Raw genomic sequence first — 18,939 nt, 5'->3', positions numbered from 1 at the left:
GCCCAGGGCGCGCGGCTTCGCAACGGCGGCCGGCGGCGCGGGCGCGGCGCCGGCGGAGGATCGTGGGTGCTGGCGCTTGACTCTCCAGCCGCTGGAGACCTCAGGGTGGGGTCGTGGCGAAGGAGCGGCTCACCATCGGCGCGCTGTCGCGCCGGACGGGGATTCCGGTGAAAACGCTCCGCTTCTACTCCGACGAGGGGCTCCTGCCGCCGTCGGCGCGGTCGCGGAGCGGTTACCGGCTCTATGCCGAGCGCGACGTCGTCCGGCTCGATCTGATCCGCACCCTGCGCGAGGCGGGGCTGGGGCTGCAGGCGATCCGGGCGGTGCTCTCCCGCGACATGTCGCTGGGCGACGCGCTGCGGCTGCGCCTCACCGCGGTGGAGGCGCAGATGGCGGCCTTGCGCCGCGTGGCCGCCGCGCTCCGCGCCGCGCTGCGCTCGGAGCCCACCGAGCAGGAAATCGGGAGGTTATGCGCCGTGACTCGGTTATCGCATGAGCAGAGGAGAGCCACCGTCGAGCGCTTCTTCGCGCGCGTGTCGGACGGGATTGCCATCGACGAGCAGTGGGTGCGCGGGATGATCGAGGCGAGCACGCCGGAGCTGCCGGACGAGCCCACGCCCGCGCAGCTCGACGCGTGGATAGAGCTCTCCGGGATCCTGTCGGATCCGACGTTCGTCGAGGGCATGCGCGCGGCGGCCGCGAGCACGTGGGACGGGGGCTTCGATCTCGCGGCCTACAAGCGGGCGAACGACGAGGCGGCCCGGGCCGCGCGCGACGCCAGCGCTCGCGGCGTCGCGCCGTCGTCCGCCGCGGCGGCGTCGATCGTCGAGGCCTTCGTCTCGGGGCTCGCCGCGGCGGCCGGCAAGCCGGCGGACGGGGCGTTCCGCGCCTCGCTGCTCGACCGGTACCGCAGGCACGACCCGCGCGCGTCGCGGTACTGGGAGCTCGTCGCGATCATGAACGGACAGCCCGCCCAGGCGGGGCGGGCGCCGGAGTGGGACTGGCTGACGGAGGCGATGAAGCACCACCTCGCGGCGCCGTGACGTGTCACCGGCCGGAGAGGCGCACGCCGGGGAGGACCTTGCGGCGCTCGACGACCTCCTCGAGCGCGTCGGCGTCGATGAGGAGGTGCGCCCGCAGGCTCCTCAATCGGCTCGTTCCTCCCGTCTCCCGTCCTCGTATGGCCTCCGCGTGCGCGTGCGCGTGTTCGCTCTGGTTCGAATGAATCGCGCACGCGCACGCGCACGAAGAAGGGAGACGGAAGACGAGAGACGGAAGACGGGAGATGAGAGACAGGAGACAGGAGACAGGAGACAGGAGACAGGAGACGGAAGACGGGAGATGAGAGACAGGAGACGGAAAACGGAGGGCGGGGAACGACGGCCGGCGCTCTTGGCCCTGGCTACTCCCAGTACAGCGTCGCCCGCCCGATCGCCGTGAACGGCCACCCCGGCGAGTAGTGGATCCCCGTGACCGCGGCCGGCTCGTACGGCAGCCTCGAGTCGCTCGCGAACTGCACCTCGCGCCACGTCGCGTCAAAGAGGTTCTGGATGTCCACGGCCGCCTCGACGTTCCTCCACCGGAGCCCCGCGTTCGCGTCGACCACCGTGAACCCCTCGGCGGTGAGCGACTCGTCCTCGGTCGCGGGCCGCGCGCCGATCGCCTTCACCCGGAGCGCCGCGAACGGCGTGAGCGCGCCGAACGCCCTGCGCACCCCGATGCCCGCGGTCAGCGTCCGCGTCGGCGCGAGCGCGACCGCGCTCCCGTTGCCGGCGTTCGCGCGGAAGCGCGCGCGGGTGAAGGTCGCGTCCACGTCGGCGAAGAGCCAGCTCCCGAGCCGGTAGCGCGCGCCGATCTCGATCCCGTAGCGCCGCGTCTCCCCCGACGCCTCGGTCTCGCCGGCGTCGCCGCTCCAGACCAGCTCGGAGTCGAGATCGAGCAGAAACCCGGCCGCGCTCAGCGAGAGGCCGCGCACGGGCGCGACCCTCGCCCCGACCTCGTAGCCCTTCGCCGGGGTGATCAGCGTCGCCGCCCCCCGGCCCAGCACCGCGCCCCGGGCGTCGTTCGAGTGGAAGCCGCGCCCGTAGTGGGCGAAGAGATCGAGCCCGCCCACCGGCGAGACGACCGCCGTGAGCTTCGGGAGCAGCTGCATCTGCCCCCGCGCGCCGCTCGACCGGTTCCCCGTCCCCTCGAGGTCCTCGCGCAGATCGTCCACGTTGACGTCGATCCACTGCCCGCGCACGCCGAGCACGAGGCGGAGCCAGCGCCGGAGCCGGGCGTCCTGCTCGACGTACACGCCGATCTGGCCCTCGTCGACGTGGGTCCGATCCCGCTCCTCGAGCCGCTCGCGCGCCTCGTCGTGGTGGAGCGACTTGTCGATCGCGTCCGCGCGGACCTGCGCGCCGAGCGAGGTCGTGAACCTCGCCCCGCGGTGCTCGATCTGCTTGCGGAACCGGAGGTCGGCGCCCAGCACGGTGCGGTCGTCGTTCTGCTCGATCGCATCGCCGTGCACCGGATCCTCGGCGAAGAACGTGAAGTTCGAGTACAGCGTGAAGCGATAGCGAAGGAAGTAAGCCATCGCGCTCAGGTCGGCGTCCCGCCACGCGGTCGATGCAGAGACCGACGCCATGTGCCGCGCGGTCGCCCCGCCCTCGGTCGGATCGACCGCGCCGAAATGATCGATGCACGGCTGTCCGAAGGCGGAGGGCGGCGGGTTCAGGCCGCCCTGCTCCCCCTCGCCGCACACGGCGCGCGCCGGGATCTGGCCGGAGCCGTACCAGGTCGAGCCGTAGGACATCCACGTCGCCTGGACCTTGCCGGTGCTGCCGAGGTCGCGCGTCGCCCTCAGGAACACGTTGAAGCGCTTGAGCCGCTCCGGGCTCTGGAACGGCCCGTCGTTCCGGTAGACCTCCGCCGCGGCCACCGCGCGCCAGTCGTCGCCGAGCTCCGGCGAGGCGATCACGAGGCCGCGCAGGATGCCGTACTGCCCCACGCCGAGCTGCGCGGAGCTCTCGTCGAGCTTCTCGGCGAAGCGGAGGTTGACGGCGCCCGCCGTGCCGAAATCGCCGATGCTCGCGTAGTAGGGCCCCTTGTAGCCGTCGAGCCCGATCACGAGCTCCGGGATCATGAAGTAGAGGTCGGTGAAGCCGTGCCCGTGGCCGTGGCTGACCAGGTTGACGGGCACCCCGTCGACGAAGAACGCGACGTCCGTCCCGTGATCGGCGTCGAAGCCGCGCAGGAAGTACTGGTTCGCCTTGCCGCCGCCGGCGTGCTGCACGGCGAAGAGCCCGGGGACCGACTCGAGGAGATCGCCCGGCCGGAGCCTCGGCCGGAGCTCGAGCTCGCGGTGCCCGACCGAGACGCGCGAGGCGGCCTCGCTCCCCGGCTTCTCCGCGTGCACCGTGACCTCGATGGGCTCTCCCTGGGCCCGCGCTGGCCGCGCGGCGGACAGCAACATCGCCAGCGCGGCGATCCGAGGGAGTCGATGGCGGTGTCCGTGGCCCTTCGTGACGTTCTCGCGCAGCATTCATGTCCTCCTTCGCGCAATCGCGCGGAGCGGCGCCGGGCCGCTCGCATCGAGCTCCACGAGGAGGAAAAAGGACGCCCACGGCGCGATGCCCTGGACCGACCTCTCGCCCCCGCGGGCGACCGAGAGGCAACGCGGGGGCGGCTCGGGATCCGGGACGTGCGCAGGGCTGCACCGGCTCGGACCTCACCGCCTCCCTCGAGGCTCCCAGGTCGAACCGGCGTCGGATGTGTCCCCGTCGCCGGGCGCGGGCAGGTCTTCGGGCTCGCGAGCGCTCCGGCCGGGCCGGCTTCCTACTGTCCACCGCTTCCCAGCCCTCATCGGGCCAGTGCGTGTCGTGGAGGTCGTTCTCGCTTACCGCTGCGGGGCAGCCCCGGAATCTCACCGGGTTCCCTATTCAGCCTGAGCGAGCGCCCAGGCACCAGCGCGGCGCGCACCCTAGGAGGATGCGCCTCCGGCTGTCAATCGCTCCCGCTCACCTCGCCCGCTCCGCGCCGCGTCCGTCGCCACGCGCCCGCCTCGCGCGGGCCCCTGCGCGCGCGGCCCGCGCGCTCCTGCCCGCGCGACGCGCCACCTGAACGCGAGCGCTCGCCGCGCGACGTCCGCGCGGGCCGAACGTTCGGGCTCTGGCGAGGATGGGCTCGCTCCTCCGTGGGTCGCGTGCTACACGGCCGCCGCCGTATATGCCGCGTAACGACCTCCGCAACATCGCCATCGTCGCCCACGTCGACCACGGGAAGACGACCCTCGTCGATCACATGCTCCGCCAGTCGGGCGCCTTCCGAGAGAACGAGGTCGTGGCCGAGCGGGTCATGGACTCGAACGACCTCGAGCGGGAGCGCGGCATCACCATCCTCGCGAAGAACACCAGCATCCGGTACCGCGGGGTCAAGATCAACATCGTCGACACGCCCGGCCACTCCGACTTCGGCGGCGAGGTCGAGCGCACCCTGATGATGGCCGACGGGGCGCTGCTCCTCGTCGACGCCGCCGAGGGCCCGCTGCCGCAGACGCGGTTCGTGCTCTCGAAGTGCCTCCAGCGCGGCTTCCCGGTCATCGTGGTCATCAACAAGATCGACCGGAGCGACGCGCGCGCCCACGAGGTGCTCTCCGAGGTGTTCGACCTCTTCTGCGATCTCGAGGCGAGCGACGCGCAGATGGACTTCTCGACGCTCTACGCGATCGCGAAGTTCGGCCAGGCCAAGCGCGAGCTCGAGCACGAGGCCAAGGACCTGGAGCCGCTCTTCGAGACCATCCTCGAGCGCGTGCCCGGCCCCTCCGGCGACCCCGACGGGCCGCTCCAGGTCATCGTCTGCAACACGACCCACGACGACTACGTGGGCCGGCTCGCGGTCGGCCGCGTGGTCCGGGGCACCGCCCGGTCCGGCGCCGACGTCGCGCTCCTCGGCGAGGGCGGCCAGTCGCGCGGCTACGTGAAGATGCTCTACGCCTACGAGGGGCTGAAGCGGGTCCCGGTCGAGAGCGCCGCCGCGGGCGAGGTGATCGCCATCGCGGGGCTCGAGTCGGTCACGATCGGCGACACGATCGCGGACCCCGCGACCCCCGAGGCGCTGCCGCGGATCGTGGTCGAGGAGCCGACGATCAAGATGAGGATCGGCGTCAACACGTCGACGTTCGCCGGCAAGAGCAAGCAGTCGAAGTACCTGACGAGCCGTCACCTGAAGGAGCGGCTCGAGCGCGAGGCGATGAAGAACCTCGCGATCCGGGTGGAGCCGACCGAGGTGCCCGACACGTTCGTGGTGCTCGGCCGCGGCGAGCTCCAGCTCGCGATCCTCGTGGAGACGATGCGGCGCGAGGGGTACGAGATGCAGCTCTCGAACCCCGAGGTCGTGACGCGCGAGATCAACGGCGAGGTGATGGAGCCGATCGAGCTCGTGGTCGTCGACGTGCCCGACACCTACGTCGGCGTGGTGACCGAGCGCCTCAGCACCCGGCGCGGCCGGATGGTGAAGATGACGAACCCCGGCTTCGGGCGCGCCCGGCTCGAGTTCCGGGTGCCGTCGCGCGGGCTCATCGGCTTCCGGGGCGAGTTCCTGACGGCGACGCGCGGGACGGGCCTGCTCAACACGATGTTCGACGGCTGGGCGCCCTGGGGCGGCCCGATGATGCGCCGCCCGACCGGCGCCATCGTCGCCGATCGCGCCGGCGTGGCGACCCCGTACGCGCTGCACCACCTCCAGCCGCGCGGCATGTTCTTCATCGTCCCCGGCGTCGAGGTCTACGAGGGGATGATCATCGGCGAGCACAACCGGCCGAACGACACCGACGTCAACGTGATCAAGGAGAAGAAGCTGTCGAACGTGCGCAACCACGGCAAGGACGAGAACGTCCTCCTGGCCAGCCCGCGGCTGCTCACGATCGAGACGGCGATGGAGTGGATCGACGGCGACGAGCTCGTCGAGGTCACGCCCGACGCGGTGCGCGTCCGCAAGAAGGTTCTCGCGTGCAACCGCCGGGAGCGCCGCGAGGACGCGATCGAGCAGGCGCAGGCCGTGGAGTGAGCGGCGAGCGCGCGCCCGGCGAGCGCGCGCCAGGCGAGCGCGCGCCCGGCGAGCGACCCCCGCCCCTGCCCGCGCCGGCGTGGACCGGTGTAGACTCCCGGGCATGAGAACGACGCTGCATTCGGCGCTCCTCGCTTCGCTCATCGCCCTCGCGGGGGCGAGCGCTTGCGGCGGGGCCGTCGTGGTCGACGGCGCCCCGGGGGGCGACGACGGCTCCGGGGGCGCCGGCGCGAGCGCGACGTCGAGCGGGCGCGCGAGCGTCGGCGCGGGCCCGCAGTCCTCGAGCTCCAGCGCGGCGGGCTCGGGCGGCGGAGCGCGGGCCTCGTGCGATTTCTTCTGCGCCCTCTTCGACGGCACCGCCTGCCCGGACCCCGGCTGTCGCGACGCCTGCGACGAGCTGCTCTCGGTGCCACGCCCTTGCAACGACCTGACCGCGCCGTTCTTCGACTGCATGGGCAGGATGGTCCAGATCCCGTCGGTCACGCGCTGCGAGCAGATCTCGGCGTGGCTCGATCCGCTGTTCGCGTGCATGCCGTCCAGCGACCCGGCGTGCGACCCCGACTTCATCTACGTGGACTGCGCGCCGTTTTACGAAGATCAGCGGGCCTGCCAGCTCAGCGAGGGCCGGTAGCGGCGGGGCGCGTCACCGGCCGGGGCGCGGCCGCGCGCCTGGCCGGAGGGCGCCTCGCAGCGGCCCGAGGGCGTCGGTGACGAACGCGACGAGCGCCTTCACGCGCGGCACCCCGCGCGTGTCGCGGTGCACCCCGAGCCAGAGCGCGCGCTCGGGCGGCGGCGACGGCGGCGAGAGCAGGCGCAGGCCCGCCGTCGCGTCGCCCAGGTAGCGCGGCAGGCAGACGAGCCCGACCCCGGCGGCCCCCATCGTCGCCTGGGCCTCGCGGCCGTTGGTGCGGGCGGCGACGCGGGCCTTCGCGGCGACGGCGCGCAGCCACGCGAGGTCGGCGACCGCCGGCGGATCGTCGCTCATCGTGACGAGGGCGTGGCCCTCGCACTGCCGGTCGAAGTCCGGCGGGCCGCGCTCGGCGAGGTAGGCCTCCGACGCGTAGAGGCCGAACCCGATGCGCGCGACCTCGCGCTGGAAGACCTCGCGGTGCTCGAACGCGGCGGGGCGAAAGGCGATGTCCGCCTCCCGCCGCGGGAGGCTCAGCCAGCGCCCGTCCGCGACGAGCTCGACGGAGATGCCGGGGTGACGCGCGAGGAAGGGGGCGAGCAGCGGCCCGAGGACGCGGGCGGCGAGCCACTCGGACGCGGTGACGCGGAGGTGGCCTGCCAGGCCGGCGTCGCGTCCGGCGGCGGCGCGCTCGGCGGCGAGCGCGCCCTGCTCCATGCGCTCGGCGTGGCCGAGCACGCTCTCGCCCGCGGCCGAGAGCGCGAACCCCGACGGCGAGCGCCGGAAGAGCTTCGCCCCGAGGCGCCGCTCGAACGCGTCGATGCGCCGCCCCACGGTCGGCTGGGTGACCTTCAACGCGCGCGCGGCGGCCGAGAGGTTGCCGTGCCTGGCGACGGCGAGGAAATAGCGCAGATCGTCCCAGTCGAGCATGGTCTTCGCGCGGGGCGCTGCTGCGCGAGAGCGCCCCGCGCCATGCACAGATGCATGACGAGTATACGGCGATGGCGGATGTCCGGGCAACGGCGGAGGGTGCATGCTCTCTCCAGGCATTCGCGCGATCGTCTCTGGCGCAGCGCTCGCGTTTCTTTGCGTGAGCTCTCTTCGTGACGCTGCGCGCGTCTCGCGCGCTCGCGCGTCTTACCCACTCCATGTCGGATGACCCGATCGAGGCCAGCATGCATTCGAGTCGTCGTACGTTTCTCCATCGCGTGGCCGGGACGGCCGCGACAGGCCTGCTGGGCTCGGCCCCGCCGGCCGTGACCGCCTCGTGCGCCGCGGAGCGCGGGCCCGCGCCGGGCCGGAAGATCAAGGCCATCGCCTTCGACGCCTTTCCGATCTTCGATCCGCGGCCGATCGCCGCGCTGGCGGAGGAGCTCTGTCCGGGCAAGGGCGCATCGCTGAGCGACGCCTGGCGCACCCGTCAATTCGAGTACACGTGGCTCCGGGTCGCGGCCCGCGAGTACGCCGATTTCTGGCAGGTGACGGCGGACGCGCTCGTGTTCGCCGAGCGGGCGCTGCGGCTCGATCTCGGCGAGGAGAGGCGGGCGCGGCTCCTCGGGGCGTACCTCGAGCTCGAGGCGTGGCCCGACGCGCTCCCCGCGCTCGCGTCGCTGAGGCGCGCGGGCCTCCGGCTCTCGTTCCTGTCCAACTTCACGCCGAGGATGCTCGGCGCCGCGATCGAGCGCTCCGGCCTGGGAGGCCTGTTCGATCGCGTGCTCAGCACCGATCTGGCGAGGACCTACAAGCCGGATCCGCGCGCCTACCGGATGGCGCTCGACGCGCTCGGCCTCGAGCGCGAGGAGATCCTGTTCGTCCCGTTCGCCGGCTGGGACGCCGCGGGCGCCCGCTGGTTCGGCTATCCCACGTTCTGGGTCAACCGCCAGGGCCTGCCGGCCGAGGAGCTGGGCGTGAGCGCCGACGCCGCGGGAGCGAGCCTGAACGATCTTGTCGAGTTCGTCGCGGCGGGGGCGTGACCGCCGCCGGGCGCGACGGCGGAGAGGCGCGACCCGGAGCGCCGCTCAGGCGATCTCCAGCCGCCGGGAGGCGCGGATGCCCACCTGGCGCATCTCCTCGATCAGCGGCGCCATCCTCTGGAGCGACCGCGCCGTCCGCTCTGGCCCGGCGAGCTCGGGGCTGCCCGTGCCGTAGGGCGGCTCCGGCGCATACTCCATCTCCAGCTCGCACTCCCTGGCGACCTCGTCTCCGCACAGGCGCCCGATCAGGCGCAGCGCCAGATCGAATCCGCCGGACACCGGCCCTGAGGTGAGCCGATTCCGGTCTTCCACCACGTTCCCCTGGGTCGGGATGGCGCCGTAGTAAGGGAGCTGATCGTGCAGGTGAAAGTTGGTGGTAGCCCGGTAGCCCTTGAGCAGGCCCGCGGCGCCCAGCATCAGGGCGCCCGCGCAGACGCCGGACAGCCACGCCGCGCGGCCGCCGTACTCTGCGAGGAACGCGAGCGACTCCTTGTCCTCCATGACGTGGGGCGGAATCGCCGGCACATGGAGGACGTCGAGCGCCTTCGGGCATTCGGCGAAGGTGGTGGTGGCCCGCGTCGTGAAGCGCGGGACGCCCGCGATCTCGTCCCTGTTCTTCCAGACGAGGTGGAGGTCCACGTTGGGCAGGACCCCGAACACCGTCTGCAGGCCGATGTTGTCGGGCAAGAAGAAGCCGGGGCAGACGAAGAGCGCCACCTGGAGCTTGCGCTCCACGGGGAGGCTCAGGGGCAAGGTGAACGAGGCATCGTCATGAACGCTCATCGAGGAATCCTTTCTGGCTTCGCGCGAGGACGCGAAGGAGGCGCGCGTGAGCATGCGCCCCGCGCGGGGAGCCGGAGGGACAGAGCCCCTGCGTTTCCTGCCACGCGTCGGGCCCGCGGCGCGGCGGCGCCCTCGGCTCCGACCTCGGGAGACCTGGCAGGAAATGCGGGTGCTTTGTCGTTGCGGTCAGGTGCGCGGCGGGTACCGTCGTCGCGTGAGCCGGCCCCGTCCCTCGAAGCGCGCTCCGCGAAGCTCGCCGAGCGCGAGCCCGCACGCGCCGACGCGCAGGATCGTGGTCGTGGTCTACGACGGCGCGGGCGCCATCGACGTGATGGGGCCCGTCGATGTCTTCGCCTTGGCCTCGGAGTGCGCCGTCCCGAGGAGCCCTGGGGCTCCCCCGGCGTACGCCGTCGAGATCGCCTCCGTGTCGGGCGGCGTGATCCGGACGCTCTCCGGGGCGCAGATCGTCGCCCACAAGGCGCTCGAGGACGTGGCCCCCGGCGCCGATACGGTGCTCGTCGCGGGCGGCGATCCTCGCGAGGCGATGCGAGACGCCCGGCTGCTCGGCTGGCTGCGCGCGGCGACGCCCGAGGTGCGGCGCATGGGCGCCGTCTGCACGGGCACCTTCATCCTCGCCGCCGCGGGGCTGCTCGCGGGGCACCGCGCCGCCACGCACTGGCGCGAGGCGGCCGCGCTCGCGCGCCAGTTTCCCGCCATCGAGGTCGATCCCGACGCGATCTTCGTGCGGTCCGGGAAGATCTACACCTCTGCGGGCACGACCGCGAGCATCGATCTCGCGCTCTCGCTGGTGGAGGAGGATCTCGGGTACGACGTGGCGCTCGAGGTGGCGCGCGGCATGGTGGTGTTCCTCAAGCGCCCTGGCGGACAGTCGCAGTTCAGCCGCCCGCTCCGCGCGCAGGAGGCCGCCGCGGGGCCGCTCGGGCGCGTGATCGCGTGGGCCCTGCGGCACCTCGACGCCGACCTGCGCGTCGAGGTGCTGGCCGAGAGAGCCGGGATGAGCCCCCGCAATTTCGCGCGGACCTTCGCGAGGGCGCTGCAGACGACGCCCGCGAAGTTCGTCGAGGCGGCGCGGCTGGAGCAGGCGCGCTCGTGTCTGGAGGGGGGGCGAGCGTCGATCAAGCAGCTCGCGCGCGACTGCGGCTTCGGCACGGACGAGCGGATGCGGCGCGCCTTCCAGCGCACGCTCCAGGTCACGCCCGAGGAGTACCGGCGGCGCTTCGGGCGCTCGTGAGACGACGCCGCGGGGAGCGGCGGACTCGAGCGCGAGAGGCCGTGGCGCCGATCTGCGCGCAGCGGCCTCGGCTGAGCCTGCATGCATTCATGTGGAGGTACGCCGGCGGCGGCGGCGGCGGCGTGATAAATCGATTTCTTCGACACCGATGGATCAACATAGTTCTTAACAATTCATTGAACGATACGGGTGGCCGGGGAACGGCGGATCGATAAGCTGCCCGGAGCGCCTCCTCGTTCTGGGCCTTGCCCGGCGAGGCGCGAGCGAAAGGAGCTCTCGATGATGAGGATGGTTCGACGGGCTTTGGCCTCCGTGATTTTGCTTTCCGGCGTGGGCCTCTGGGTGTGCGCCGCCGGCGCTCCTGCGGCGGCGGCCACGGAGGCCCCCGCGGCGGAAGAGGCGCAGCCCGCGGCATGTTGGGAGTGCGTCAAGGACAGCGATTGCGACGCCAGATGCGACGGCCCGGGCACCGGTGTCTGCCGGTGGTCCGGCTGCACGCGCTGCCTCTGTACCCAGTAGCCGATCCCCGCGCCTGGCTGTCCGTGGGTCAGACGCCTGGTCGTCCGCCGCTTCGTTTGCCCCGGACGGCCCCTTTCGACATCCCTCGAGATCCTCATCCATCCCCAGGACGGCCGACGCCCGGAGGATCCGAGGGACACCTTGCCTCGCCCGCCGGAAAGCCTACGCTGCCTCGCGGGGGGGCTCCGACGACATGCAGTCGACGTCGCGCAGGGGTGCGGGCCAGCGCCATGTGGTCGTGATCGGCGGCGGGCTCGCGGGGACCGCGGCCGCCGTGCTCCTCGCCGAGCGGGGCGTCGCGGTGACGCTCGTCGAGCGCGAGGCTTACCTCGGGGGCCGCGCCGGGGCGTGGACCGAGCGCCTGCGGGGCGGGACGGCCTTCGAGATGGAACGAGGCTTTCACGCCTTCTTCCGGCACTACGCCAACGTGCGGGCGCTGCTCAGGCGCATCGATCCCGACCTCTCGCTCCTCACGCCGCTCTCCGACTATCCGCTGCTCGGCCCCGGCGGCGCGGTCGAGTCGTTCTCCGGCCTCCCCACGCGCACGCCGCTCAACGTCGCGGCGCTGCTCCTCCGCTCTCCCAGCGTGCGCCTCTCGGACCTCCTCCGGGTCGACCTGCGGGGCGCGCTCACGATGTTCACCTTCGATCCGGAGCAAACGTACCTCGATCTCGACGCGACGACCGCGAAGGAATACCTCGACGGGCTGCGCCTCGCCCCGGGGGCGCGGCAGATGCTGTTCGATGTGTTCGCGCATTCGTTCTTCAATCCGGACAGCGACTATTCGGCGGCCGAGCTCCTCGCGATGTTCCATTTCTATTTCCTGGGCAACCGGGAGGGGCTCGTGTTCGACGTCGTGAAGGAGCCCTTCAGCACCGCGGTGTGGCGGCCGATGGAGCGTTATCTCCGCGCCCGGGGCGTCGCGATCGCCTCCCGGCGCGAGGCCAAGGCCGTCGAGCGGGAGGAGGGGCGCTTCGCGGTGCGGCTCGGCGCCGGCGAACGGATCGCGTGTGATGGGGTCGTCCTCGCGGTCACCGTCCCGGCCGTGCGGCAGCTCGTCGCCGCCTCGCCCGCCCTCGCCGCGCTGGAGGGCGGCGTGGCCAGCCTGGAGGTCGCCCCGCCGTTCGCCGTGTGGCGGCTCTTCCTCGATCGCCCGTGCGCGCCCGAGCGGGCGCCGTTCGCGGGCACGACGGGGTTCGGCCTGCTCGACAACATCTCGCTCTATGAGCGCTTCGAGGGGGAGAGCCGGCGCATCGCCGGGGCCACGGGCGGGTCCGTGGTCGAGCTCCACGGCTACGCGCTGCCCGAGGCCATGGACGAGGGCGCGATCCGCGCCGACCTGCTGTCGAGCCTCCACCGGGCGTACCCCGAGACGGCCGCGGCGCGCGTCCTCGACGAGCGCTTCCTCCTCCGGCGCGACTGCCCGGCCTTTCGCCCGGGCTCCCACGCGCGCCGCCCCGGCGTCCGCACGCCCGTGCCCGCCGTCGTCCTCGCCGGCGATTACGTGAAGCTCCCTTTCCCGAGCGGCTTGATGGAGCGCGCGACGGCGAGCGGCTTCCTCGCCGCGAACGCCCTGCTCGAGCGCTTCGGGCTGCCGGCCGGCGAGGTCGCCCACGGGCCGATTCGCGGCCTCCTGCCCGCGCGGCTCGCGCGGCTGCTGCGTCCCTCGCGGACGGCGCCCGCGCGGCCTGTCCCTTCCGCGGCGTGAGCCCCCTCCCTCGCGCTCCGGCGGCCATCCGGCCCGCGGCCGACGTCGGCCCCGGACGCCGCCGCCGCGCCGGCCCTACCGGGCGCGCTCGTGCTCGAGCGCGAGCGCCCGGAAGCCCTCGTCCACGAGCTCGAGGAGATCCTCCGTCGCGCCGCGCGCGAGCCACGCGTCGATCGCGCACCCCATGATGGCGACCGCGCAGCTCGCCAGCACCCGCGGCGCGAGGTCGCGCCGCGGATCCAGCCCCATGCGCGCGGCCAGCGGCTCGCTGATGGCCTCCGCGCAATGGCCGAGCCGCTCGCTCTGCCTCGCGCGGATCGCCGGCGTCTTCGCGACGAACTGCTGCACCGCGACGAAGCGCGGCAGATTCCCCTCGTAGAGCCGGCCAAGGGTATCCCGGACCGCATTGCGGGTCGCGACGAGCGGCGGCTCGCTCCGAGGGCGCGCGCGGATCGACGCGCACGCCACCTCGATGAGCTGGTCCATCCAGGCGATGAGCAGATCTTCCTTCGACTCGAAGTAGCGGAAGAACGTCCTCCGCGAGATCTCGACCGCTCCGAGCACCTCGTCGAGCGTCGTCTGCTCGTAGCCATGTTTCAGGAAGAGGTCGATCGCGGTCTCGATGATCTGCGCGCGCGTCCGCTCCTTCTTGCGCTCTCGGAGCCCCGGGGCCTGGCCCTCCGCCATGGCGCCAGCCTACCACACGCAGGATCCGGGTGCCTCTCCTTGACAAATGCTACTCAGTAGCACATTCTTTCCCCTGTCGCGGCGCCCCGCCGACGTCGAGCGATCTCGGGCGGTTTCGGGCGAGGGTGCGCGCGTCCACGGGTCCACGGGTACGGAGTCGATCCATCGCCGCCGCCCTGAGCGGCGCCGAGGCCTCGGCGCGATCGTCGCGCGCCTGGGTCCTCGCGCCCGGGCGCACCGCCGGACGCCGCTTTGCTGCGGACACCGACATTTCTGTTGTACGCGCGCTGGTCGGCTCGGGCGACCGGCGCGCCAACGGCCGTCGTCCGCCGGAGGACGCGCGGAGAGGCGGCCCTCACAGGAGCCACGATGATCACCAAGGGACACGACAAGGTCGCGCTCATCACGGGCGCAAACCACGGTATCGGACTCGAGCTCACGCGCCGCCTGCTGTCGGAGGGCTTTCAGGTCATCGCGCTGAACCGCTCGGGGTTCCCCGAGGACGATCCCCTGATCCGGGAGAGCATCGAGCGCCGCAGGCTCCGTGTCCACCGGGCGGATCTGTCCGATTTCGAGAGCCTCAGACGCGCGCTCGGCGCGATCAGGGCGAGCGAAGAGAGGATCGATGTGCTGTTCAACAACGCCGGCGGCAGCGTCCCGGAGCTGACCTTCTCCAGGCAAGGCCGCGAGCTGCACTTCGAGCTCCAGACGGTGGCGCCGTACGTCATCGCGATGGAGCTCAGGGAGCTGCTGCGGAGGGGGTCCTTGAAGACGGTCGTGAACACCTCCTCGAACGCGTTCGACATGACGAGGCGCTTCGACCCCGACGCCCTGGAGCGCCCGGCGTCGTTCAAGCAGCTCTTCGGCCCGTACGCGACCTCCAAGCTCGCGCTCTCCCTCTGGACGCGTGAGGTGGCGCCGCTGCTCGAGAAGGACGGGATCAAGATCCGGAGCGTGGATCCAGGGGGCAACAACACGCTGAGGAAGGGGAAGCGGTCGGGGCTGCCGTTCTTCGTGAAGACGCTGATGAGGCTCTTCTTCCCGCCCCCGACCCAGGGCGCCTCGCGGCTGTACGAGGGGGCGTTCGGCGCGCACCGGGAGCTCTCGGGCGTCCATTTGAAGAAGGATCGCGCGATGGATCTCCCGTTCCGGGAGCATGGTCCGCGGGTGCTGGAGAAGGTGCGCTCCATCCACGAGCGGGAGTTCGCCGCCAGCTGATCGCCCGCTTCCTCGGGGCGGAGGCGCCCTGGCAGCGGCCTCGCTCCCCGGCGGGCTCGGAGCTCCTACTTGGACGGGTCGGCCACGCGGCCCACGAAGAGGATCGTGCGGGCGTCGTTGTCCCGGATGAAGAAGACGAACGGCCGATCGAAGCGGATGGCCGCGGCCGGGGACGCGCGTTCGTCGATCGCCACCGCCGTCGCCGCCGCGGCCTCGGTGCCGGCCTCGTTCACGTCGACGAACGCCTTGTGGACCACGGCGCTGATGGCCAGGTTTCGCGACCCGTCGATGCCCGAGAAATCCGCGTTGACGAACGGGGCGGTCATCCCCAGCTCCTTGAGGGGCGGGATGAGATCGAACCGCGACTCCACCCTGAACTTCGGCAACGTGATGGTGACGTCCCGCGTCTCCTGGAAGACGAGGAGGGTGCTGAGAGCCGAGAAATCGAGGCCCGCCTCGAACTCGCCGAGGTCCGAGGGCAGCACGAGCACCATCGACAGGCGGTCTTCCTGGTACGGCACCTCGACCGCCTGGTACCCGTCGTCCTCGTGATACCGCATGGGTGCCTTGTTGGTCATCATCGGCACGGACGCCTTGGACCCGTCCGCCAGCGTGAAGTCGCCGGGGGCCGTCGCGTCCTCGTCGAAGGGGAACTTCCAGGCCGCGTTGAAATAGATCGCGTTCGTCAACACGAGCCGCGTGGTGCTCTGGATATCGTTCTGCTGGAGGAGATCCTTGATCCGGTCCTCGGTGCGCTCGGCCACCCAGTTATTGATGACCTTCCGCGACGCCTCGGCCGCCCCGGCGAAATCGAGGAGGGTCATCCCCGCCCCGTAATGCTCCGCGAGCACGTCGAGGAACGAAGGCAGGAACGGATGGCCGTTCTGGCCCCAGAGCGCATTGGCGATGTTGAGCTGGAACTTGCCGCCGCCCGCTCCGCTCGCCCCCTCGCCGCGGCTCTCGAGCACACGATTGAGGGCGTTGAACGTCGGGTGCAGCCGCTCCTGGGACAGCGTCGTGAAGTGCAGCGTGCTCGCCATCTGCTCTTCCGTCTCCGTGCGCGCCCCTGCGTACGTCATCGCCAGCGCGCTCGAGATGCTGTAGGGCGAGTAGAAGAGGTTGCCCGGCTCGGCGCCGAGCTCGTGGTAGAGGTCGAGCGCGAACCTCGTGTTCCCGTCGGCGAGGTCGTCGCGCTCGACGTCCGACACCTGAGGGTCGAGGATCCGCTCTTTGTCGGAGGCGACGGCGCACGGCGGCGCGCCTCCGTCGCTGCACGCTGACTGTGGATTCGGTTCGGTTGTGTCGGAGACGCAGCCGGCGAAGATCAGGGATAGTGGGAGGAGGGCTGAGAGGACCTGGAGCTTGCGCATGCGCCCCGGCAGAGCAGGTGTTGTGCCAGGGCGGCGCGAGGAGCGTCGCGGCCCGTGGCGCCCCGCTCTCCGCCGACCCAGGGCGCCTGCCGATAACGACGCTCCGCTGGCCGGCAGCGCGGCGGCGGCCGCGATCGATGAGGCAGGGTTGGCCCACTGTGGCGCAGCTCCCGCGGTGCTCCTTGCGAAGCGCCGGGCGACGTGATCCCCTCGGCGCGCCGCCCCGCCAGCGCGGCCGTGGAGGCGCGCCTCGTGCTCCGGGCGGCCGCGGGAGAGGACGCGGAGCTCGCTCGGGCGGGGCGATGTGCTGGCGGGGCCGTCGGTCGAGCTCGTCGCCCCTCCCCGTCGCTCCTCCCGCGGAGCGCCTCGCGGCGGCGAGCGGGCTCAACGCAGCTGTGGCGTGAAGGCGGCCCGTCGGCGCACGCAAACGCCGATGAACCGCCATCGCTTTCCGGTGAGGTGGAGATCACCGGCGTCACCTTCTGAAGGCAGGAAGATCACTGTTCTTTTCTTCCCACCTCCCCGCCTTCATGTTCCAATCCGACCACCACCCGAACGAGGAGGTCAGATGTCACCGCCGATTTCCATGGGCTCCGATGGCTATTATCACCCTTCGACCGAGGCCGAGCTCGCCGCGCTCGTGAAATGGGCGCACGACACGAACCGCCAGGTGCGCGTCCGCGGCTCGACCCACACCTTCCCCCATCGCGCCATTTTCACCGATCGAGATCCAGGCAAGGTCAGGCTCGAGATCAACATCATGCTCGACCGATACCGCGCCGTTCGCTGGGTCGATGAGGTCCAGGGTATCGTCGAGGTCGAGGCGGGGTGCAACCTGTCGATCAACCCGTACGATCCGACGGGCACGTCCACCGTCGAGAACGGCCTCCTTTATCAGCTGCAGCAGAAGGGGTGGGCGCTCTCGGACCTCGGTGGCATCTCCCACCAGACGGTCTCCGGGTTTCTCGCCACGGGATCCTCGGGCGGGTCGCTCAAATTCGGGATCGACGAGAACATCCTGAAGCTCCGCTTGATCGACGGCACGGGTCAGATCCATGAGGTCTCGCGCGACCAGGACCCTGACCTCTTTCACGCGGCCGGCGTCTCGATGGGCCTCCTCGGGGTCATCTCATCGGTCACCTTCCAGTGCGTTCCCACGTACAACATCAAAGGATCCGAGTCGACCACCGCGGCCCACGACTGCGAGATCGATCTCTTCGGCCCCGGCACGGACGACAAGCCGAGCTTCGAGCAATTCCTCCGCGAGACCGACTATAGCCGCCTGATGTGGTGGCCTCAGCGAGGGTTGGACCGCATGGTGGTCTGGAAGGCGCGCCGGATCCCGGCATCACCCGGCTTCGTCCCGAAGCCCTACGAGGAGATGGGGCGTTACCCGGAGGGGTCCGAGGTGCTGGCGGGGTTGCTCCTGAGCATCCTCGGCAACCTCGACGATCTGCGCCTCCTGCCGCAGAAGGTCGAGCCCATCTTCAGCCAGCTCGACGCCACGCTGCTGGAGGACATCGAAAAGATGGGTTTCGAGCCGAGGGTGGCGGAAGCGCTCTCCACGGTCGTCGCGGCTCTCCTGGAGGCAGGGGTGGACGGCCTGCTCGAGTTCCCGGGCATCGAGCTCGCGGGGCGCCTCTTGAAGGAGGCCCTGCCGTCCATCGTGCCGGTGATCTACAAGGAGTTCGTCCCCCTCGACGGCGAGAAGCAGCCCCCGGGGCCGCAGGAGTTCTGTGACTACTGGTGGACCGGCCTGCCGATGGACAACGGGATGGATGACATCCTGATGCCCACGTGGTTCACGGAGATATGGATCCCCGTATCGAAGACGCAGGCCGTCATGACCACGCTGCGCGATTTCTTCGCGACCGGCGGTCTGAAGGCGACCGGGACCTTCTCCTTCGAGCTGTACGGCACGAAAGCGAGCCCGTTCTGGATGAGCGCCTCGTCGGACGGCGAGCCGGTGGTGCGCGTGGACGTGTTCTGGTTCGGCTACAACGCGGGGGACCCCGCGATCGATTTTTATCCGCAGTTCTGGGAGCTGCTCAAGCCGTTCGGGTTCAAGCTGCACTGGGGCAAGTTCCTGCCGAACGACCCGCCTCCGGCGAAGGTGTGGTCGAAGTACCTGGCGAAGCAGTTCAAGCGCTGGAACGACTTCATGGCCTTGCGGGCGCGGCTCGACCCGAAGAACATCTTCCTCACGGCCTACTGGCGGGAGCACCTCGGGCTGGAGGACGCGATGCCGAAGCGGCCTGTCCCCGCGCCGCTCCCCAAGCCTGACCCGTTCGCGACCGAGGCCTGGGCCTCGGCGGAGCGCGCGGTCACGCTGTACTCGTGGCTCATCCTGGTGGCCGTGGTTTACGGGCTCCTCGCCGCGCATATCCCGTTCTTGATCGGACATCCGTGGACGACCTGCAAGCCGTACGCGGATCCGCTCGGGTGCGTGATCACGTTCCATTTCTGGGAGGTGCCGATCGTGCTCTACCAGATCGCGTTCGCCGTTTATGGCCTGCGCGGGCTCAAGGCGCACGCGGCTCGATACGCCTCGCTCGTCGCGTTCACGGCGGCGCTGCTCGCGATCTTCGCGCTGTTCGAGGTGCTGCTCATCCTGGATAGCTTCCAGCGAGGCGCGCCGGCGTGGGAGATCGCGGCGCTCTTCTCGGTCGCGACGATGCTGATGGCGGGCGTCGCGCTCGGGCTCTACACCCGCCTGAAGCTCGCCAGCGCGCTCTCGCCCAAGCGCTGACCCG

Annotated in this window: 13 protein-coding genes and 1 riboswitch; of the genes, 8 read left to right on the top strand and 5 right to left on the bottom strand. The window is 71.2% G+C overall.

What is annotated here, in order from left to right; genetic code table 11:
• Positions 1-113 precede the first annotated feature (113 nt).
• Positions 114-1,043, top strand: a complete 930-nt coding sequence (locus WMF26_RS07110) for a MerR family transcriptional regulator (RefSeq protein WP_437999702.1) — start codon at positions 114-116, stop codon at positions 1,041-1,043.
• 359 nt (positions 1,044-1,402) lie between these two features.
• On the opposite strand, the gene WMF26_RS07105 is transcribed toward WMF26_RS07110, so the two are convergent.
• Positions 1,403-3,526, bottom strand: coding sequence for a TonB-dependent receptor (locus tag WMF26_RS07105; protein ID WP_437999701.1), 2,124 nt, complete (start codon positions 3,524-3,526; stop codon positions 1,403-1,405).
• Between the two features lie 233 nt (positions 3,527-3,759).
• Positions 3,760-3,967, bottom strand: a riboswitch (cobalamin riboswitch).
• Positions 3,968-4,161: 194 nt separating this feature from the next.
• Here WMF26_RS07105 and typA point away from each other — a divergent pair.
• Together typA and WMF26_RS07095 are read left to right on the top strand one after the other, a co-directional pair.
• Positions 4,162-6,048: a translational GTPase TypA gene (gene typA / locus WMF26_RS07100; RefSeq protein ID WP_020733377.1), complete on the top strand. Its 1,887-nt coding sequence runs from the start codon at positions 4,162-4,164 to the stop codon at positions 6,046-6,048.
• Positions 6,049-6,151: 103 nt separating this feature from the next.
• Positions 6,152-6,679 carry a hypothetical protein gene (locus WMF26_RS07095; RefSeq protein WP_437999700.1) on the top strand — a complete coding sequence of 176 codons (528 nt, stop codon included), beginning with the start codon at positions 6,152-6,154 and terminating at the stop codon, positions 6,677-6,679.
• A gap of 12 nt (positions 6,680-6,691) precedes the next feature.
• Here WMF26_RS07095 and WMF26_RS07090 read toward each other — a convergent pair whose 3' ends face one another.
• Positions 6,692-7,606 (bottom strand): LysR family transcriptional regulator, encoded by a 915-nt coding sequence (locus WMF26_RS07090; protein ID WP_437999699.1) that lies wholly within the window; start codon positions 7,604-7,606, stop codon positions 6,692-6,694.
• A gap of 278 nt (positions 7,607-7,884) precedes the next feature.
• Here WMF26_RS07090 and WMF26_RS07085 point away from each other — a divergent pair, with 278 nt between their 5' ends.
• Positions 7,885-8,649: a haloacid dehalogenase type II gene (locus WMF26_RS07085; protein WP_437999698.1), complete on the top strand. Its 765-nt coding sequence runs from the start codon at positions 7,885-7,887 to the stop codon at positions 8,647-8,649.
• Positions 8,650-8,694: 45 nt separating this feature from the next.
• Here WMF26_RS07085 and WMF26_RS07080 read toward each other — a convergent pair whose 3' ends face one another.
• On the bottom strand, positions 8,695-9,432 hold the full coding sequence (locus tag WMF26_RS07080; protein ID WP_437999697.1) for a DJ-1/PfpI family protein: 738 nt from the start codon (positions 9,430-9,432) through the stop codon (positions 8,695-8,697).
• Between the two features lie 292 nt (positions 9,433-9,724).
• Between WMF26_RS07080 and WMF26_RS07075 the strand changes: the two genes are divergently transcribed.
• Positions 9,725-10,684: a GlxA family transcriptional regulator gene (locus tag WMF26_RS07075; RefSeq protein WP_437999696.1), complete on the top strand. Its 960-nt coding sequence runs from the start codon at positions 9,725-9,727 to the stop codon at positions 10,682-10,684.
• Between the two features lie 712 nt (positions 10,685-11,396).
• Positions 11,397-12,911: an FAD-dependent oxidoreductase gene (locus WMF26_RS07070; RefSeq protein ID WP_437999695.1), complete on the top strand. Its 1,515-nt coding sequence runs from the start codon at positions 11,397-11,399 to the stop codon at positions 12,909-12,911.
• A gap of 75 nt (positions 12,912-12,986) precedes the next feature.
• Here the strand turns inward: WMF26_RS07070 and WMF26_RS07065 are convergent, their stop codons facing one another.
• On the bottom strand, positions 12,987-13,598 hold the full coding sequence (locus WMF26_RS07065) for an acyl-CoA-like ligand-binding transcription factor (protein WP_061627179.1): 612 nt from the start codon (positions 13,596-13,598) through the stop codon (positions 12,987-12,989).
• A gap of 369 nt (positions 13,599-13,967) precedes the next feature.
• Here WMF26_RS07065 and WMF26_RS07060 point away from each other — a divergent pair, with 369 nt between their 5' ends.
• Positions 13,968-14,816, top strand: coding sequence for an SDR family NAD(P)-dependent oxidoreductase (locus WMF26_RS07060; protein ID WP_061627178.1), 849 nt, complete (start codon positions 13,968-13,970; stop codon positions 14,814-14,816).
• Positions 14,817-14,881: 65 nt separating this feature from the next.
• On the opposite strand, the gene WMF26_RS07055 is transcribed toward WMF26_RS07060, so the two are convergent.
• Positions 14,882-16,024 (bottom strand): serpin family protein, encoded by a 1,143-nt coding sequence (locus tag WMF26_RS07055; protein WP_437999694.1) that lies wholly within the window; start codon positions 16,022-16,024, stop codon positions 14,882-14,884.
• A 730-nt stretch (positions 16,025-16,754) separates the two neighbouring features.
• Here WMF26_RS07055 and WMF26_RS07050 point away from each other — a divergent pair.
• On the top strand, positions 16,755-18,935 hold the full coding sequence (locus WMF26_RS07050; protein WP_437999693.1) for an FAD-binding protein: 2,181 nt from the start codon (positions 16,755-16,757) through the stop codon (positions 18,933-18,935).
• The last annotated feature ends 4 nt before the right edge of the window (positions 18,936-18,939 follow it).

This window comes from Sorangium sp. So ce185, assembly GCF_051526825.1.
Taxonomy (GTDB): domain Bacteria; phylum Myxococcota_A; class Polyangia; order Polyangiales; family Polyangiaceae; genus Sorangium; species Sorangium cellulosum_D.
The sequence above is the reverse complement of the archived record's forward strand: the minus strand, read 5'-3'. Positions and strand labels throughout refer to the sequence as shown.

Excerpts from the sequence above, each read along its gene's own strand:
- WMF26_RS07090 (WP_437999699.1), bottom strand. The coding sequence starts at position 7,606 with ATGCTCGACTGGGACGATCTGCGCTATTTCCTCGCCGTCGCCAGGCAC.
- WMF26_RS07050 (WP_437999693.1), top strand. The coding sequence starts at position 16,755 with ATGTCACCGCCGATTTCCATGGGCTCCGATGGCTATTATCACCCTTCG.
- WMF26_RS07060 (WP_061627178.1), top strand. The coding sequence starts at position 13,968 with ATGATCACCAAGGGACACGACAAGGTCGCGCTCATCACGGGCGCAAAC.
- WMF26_RS07095 (WP_437999700.1), top strand. The coding sequence starts at position 6,152 with ATGAGAACGACGCTGCATTCGGCGCTCCTCGCTTCGCTCATCGCCCTC.
- WMF26_RS07065 (WP_061627179.1), bottom strand. The coding sequence starts at position 13,598 with ATGGCGGAGGGCCAGGCCCCGGGGCTCCGAGAGCGCAAGAAGGAGCGG.
- WMF26_RS07070 (WP_437999695.1), top strand. The coding sequence starts at position 11,397 with ATGCAGTCGACGTCGCGCAGGGGTGCGGGCCAGCGCCATGTGGTCGTG.
- typA (WP_020733377.1), top strand. The coding sequence starts at position 4,162 with ATGGGCTCGCTCCTCCGTGGGTCGCGTGCTACACGGCCGCCGCCGTAT.
- WMF26_RS07105 (WP_437999701.1), bottom strand. The coding sequence starts at position 3,526 with ATGCTGCGCGAGAACGTCACGAAGGGCCACGGACACCGCCATCGACTC.
- WMF26_RS07080 (WP_437999697.1), bottom strand. The coding sequence starts at position 9,432 with ATGAGCGTTCATGACGATGCCTCGTTCACCTTGCCCCTGAGCCTCCCC.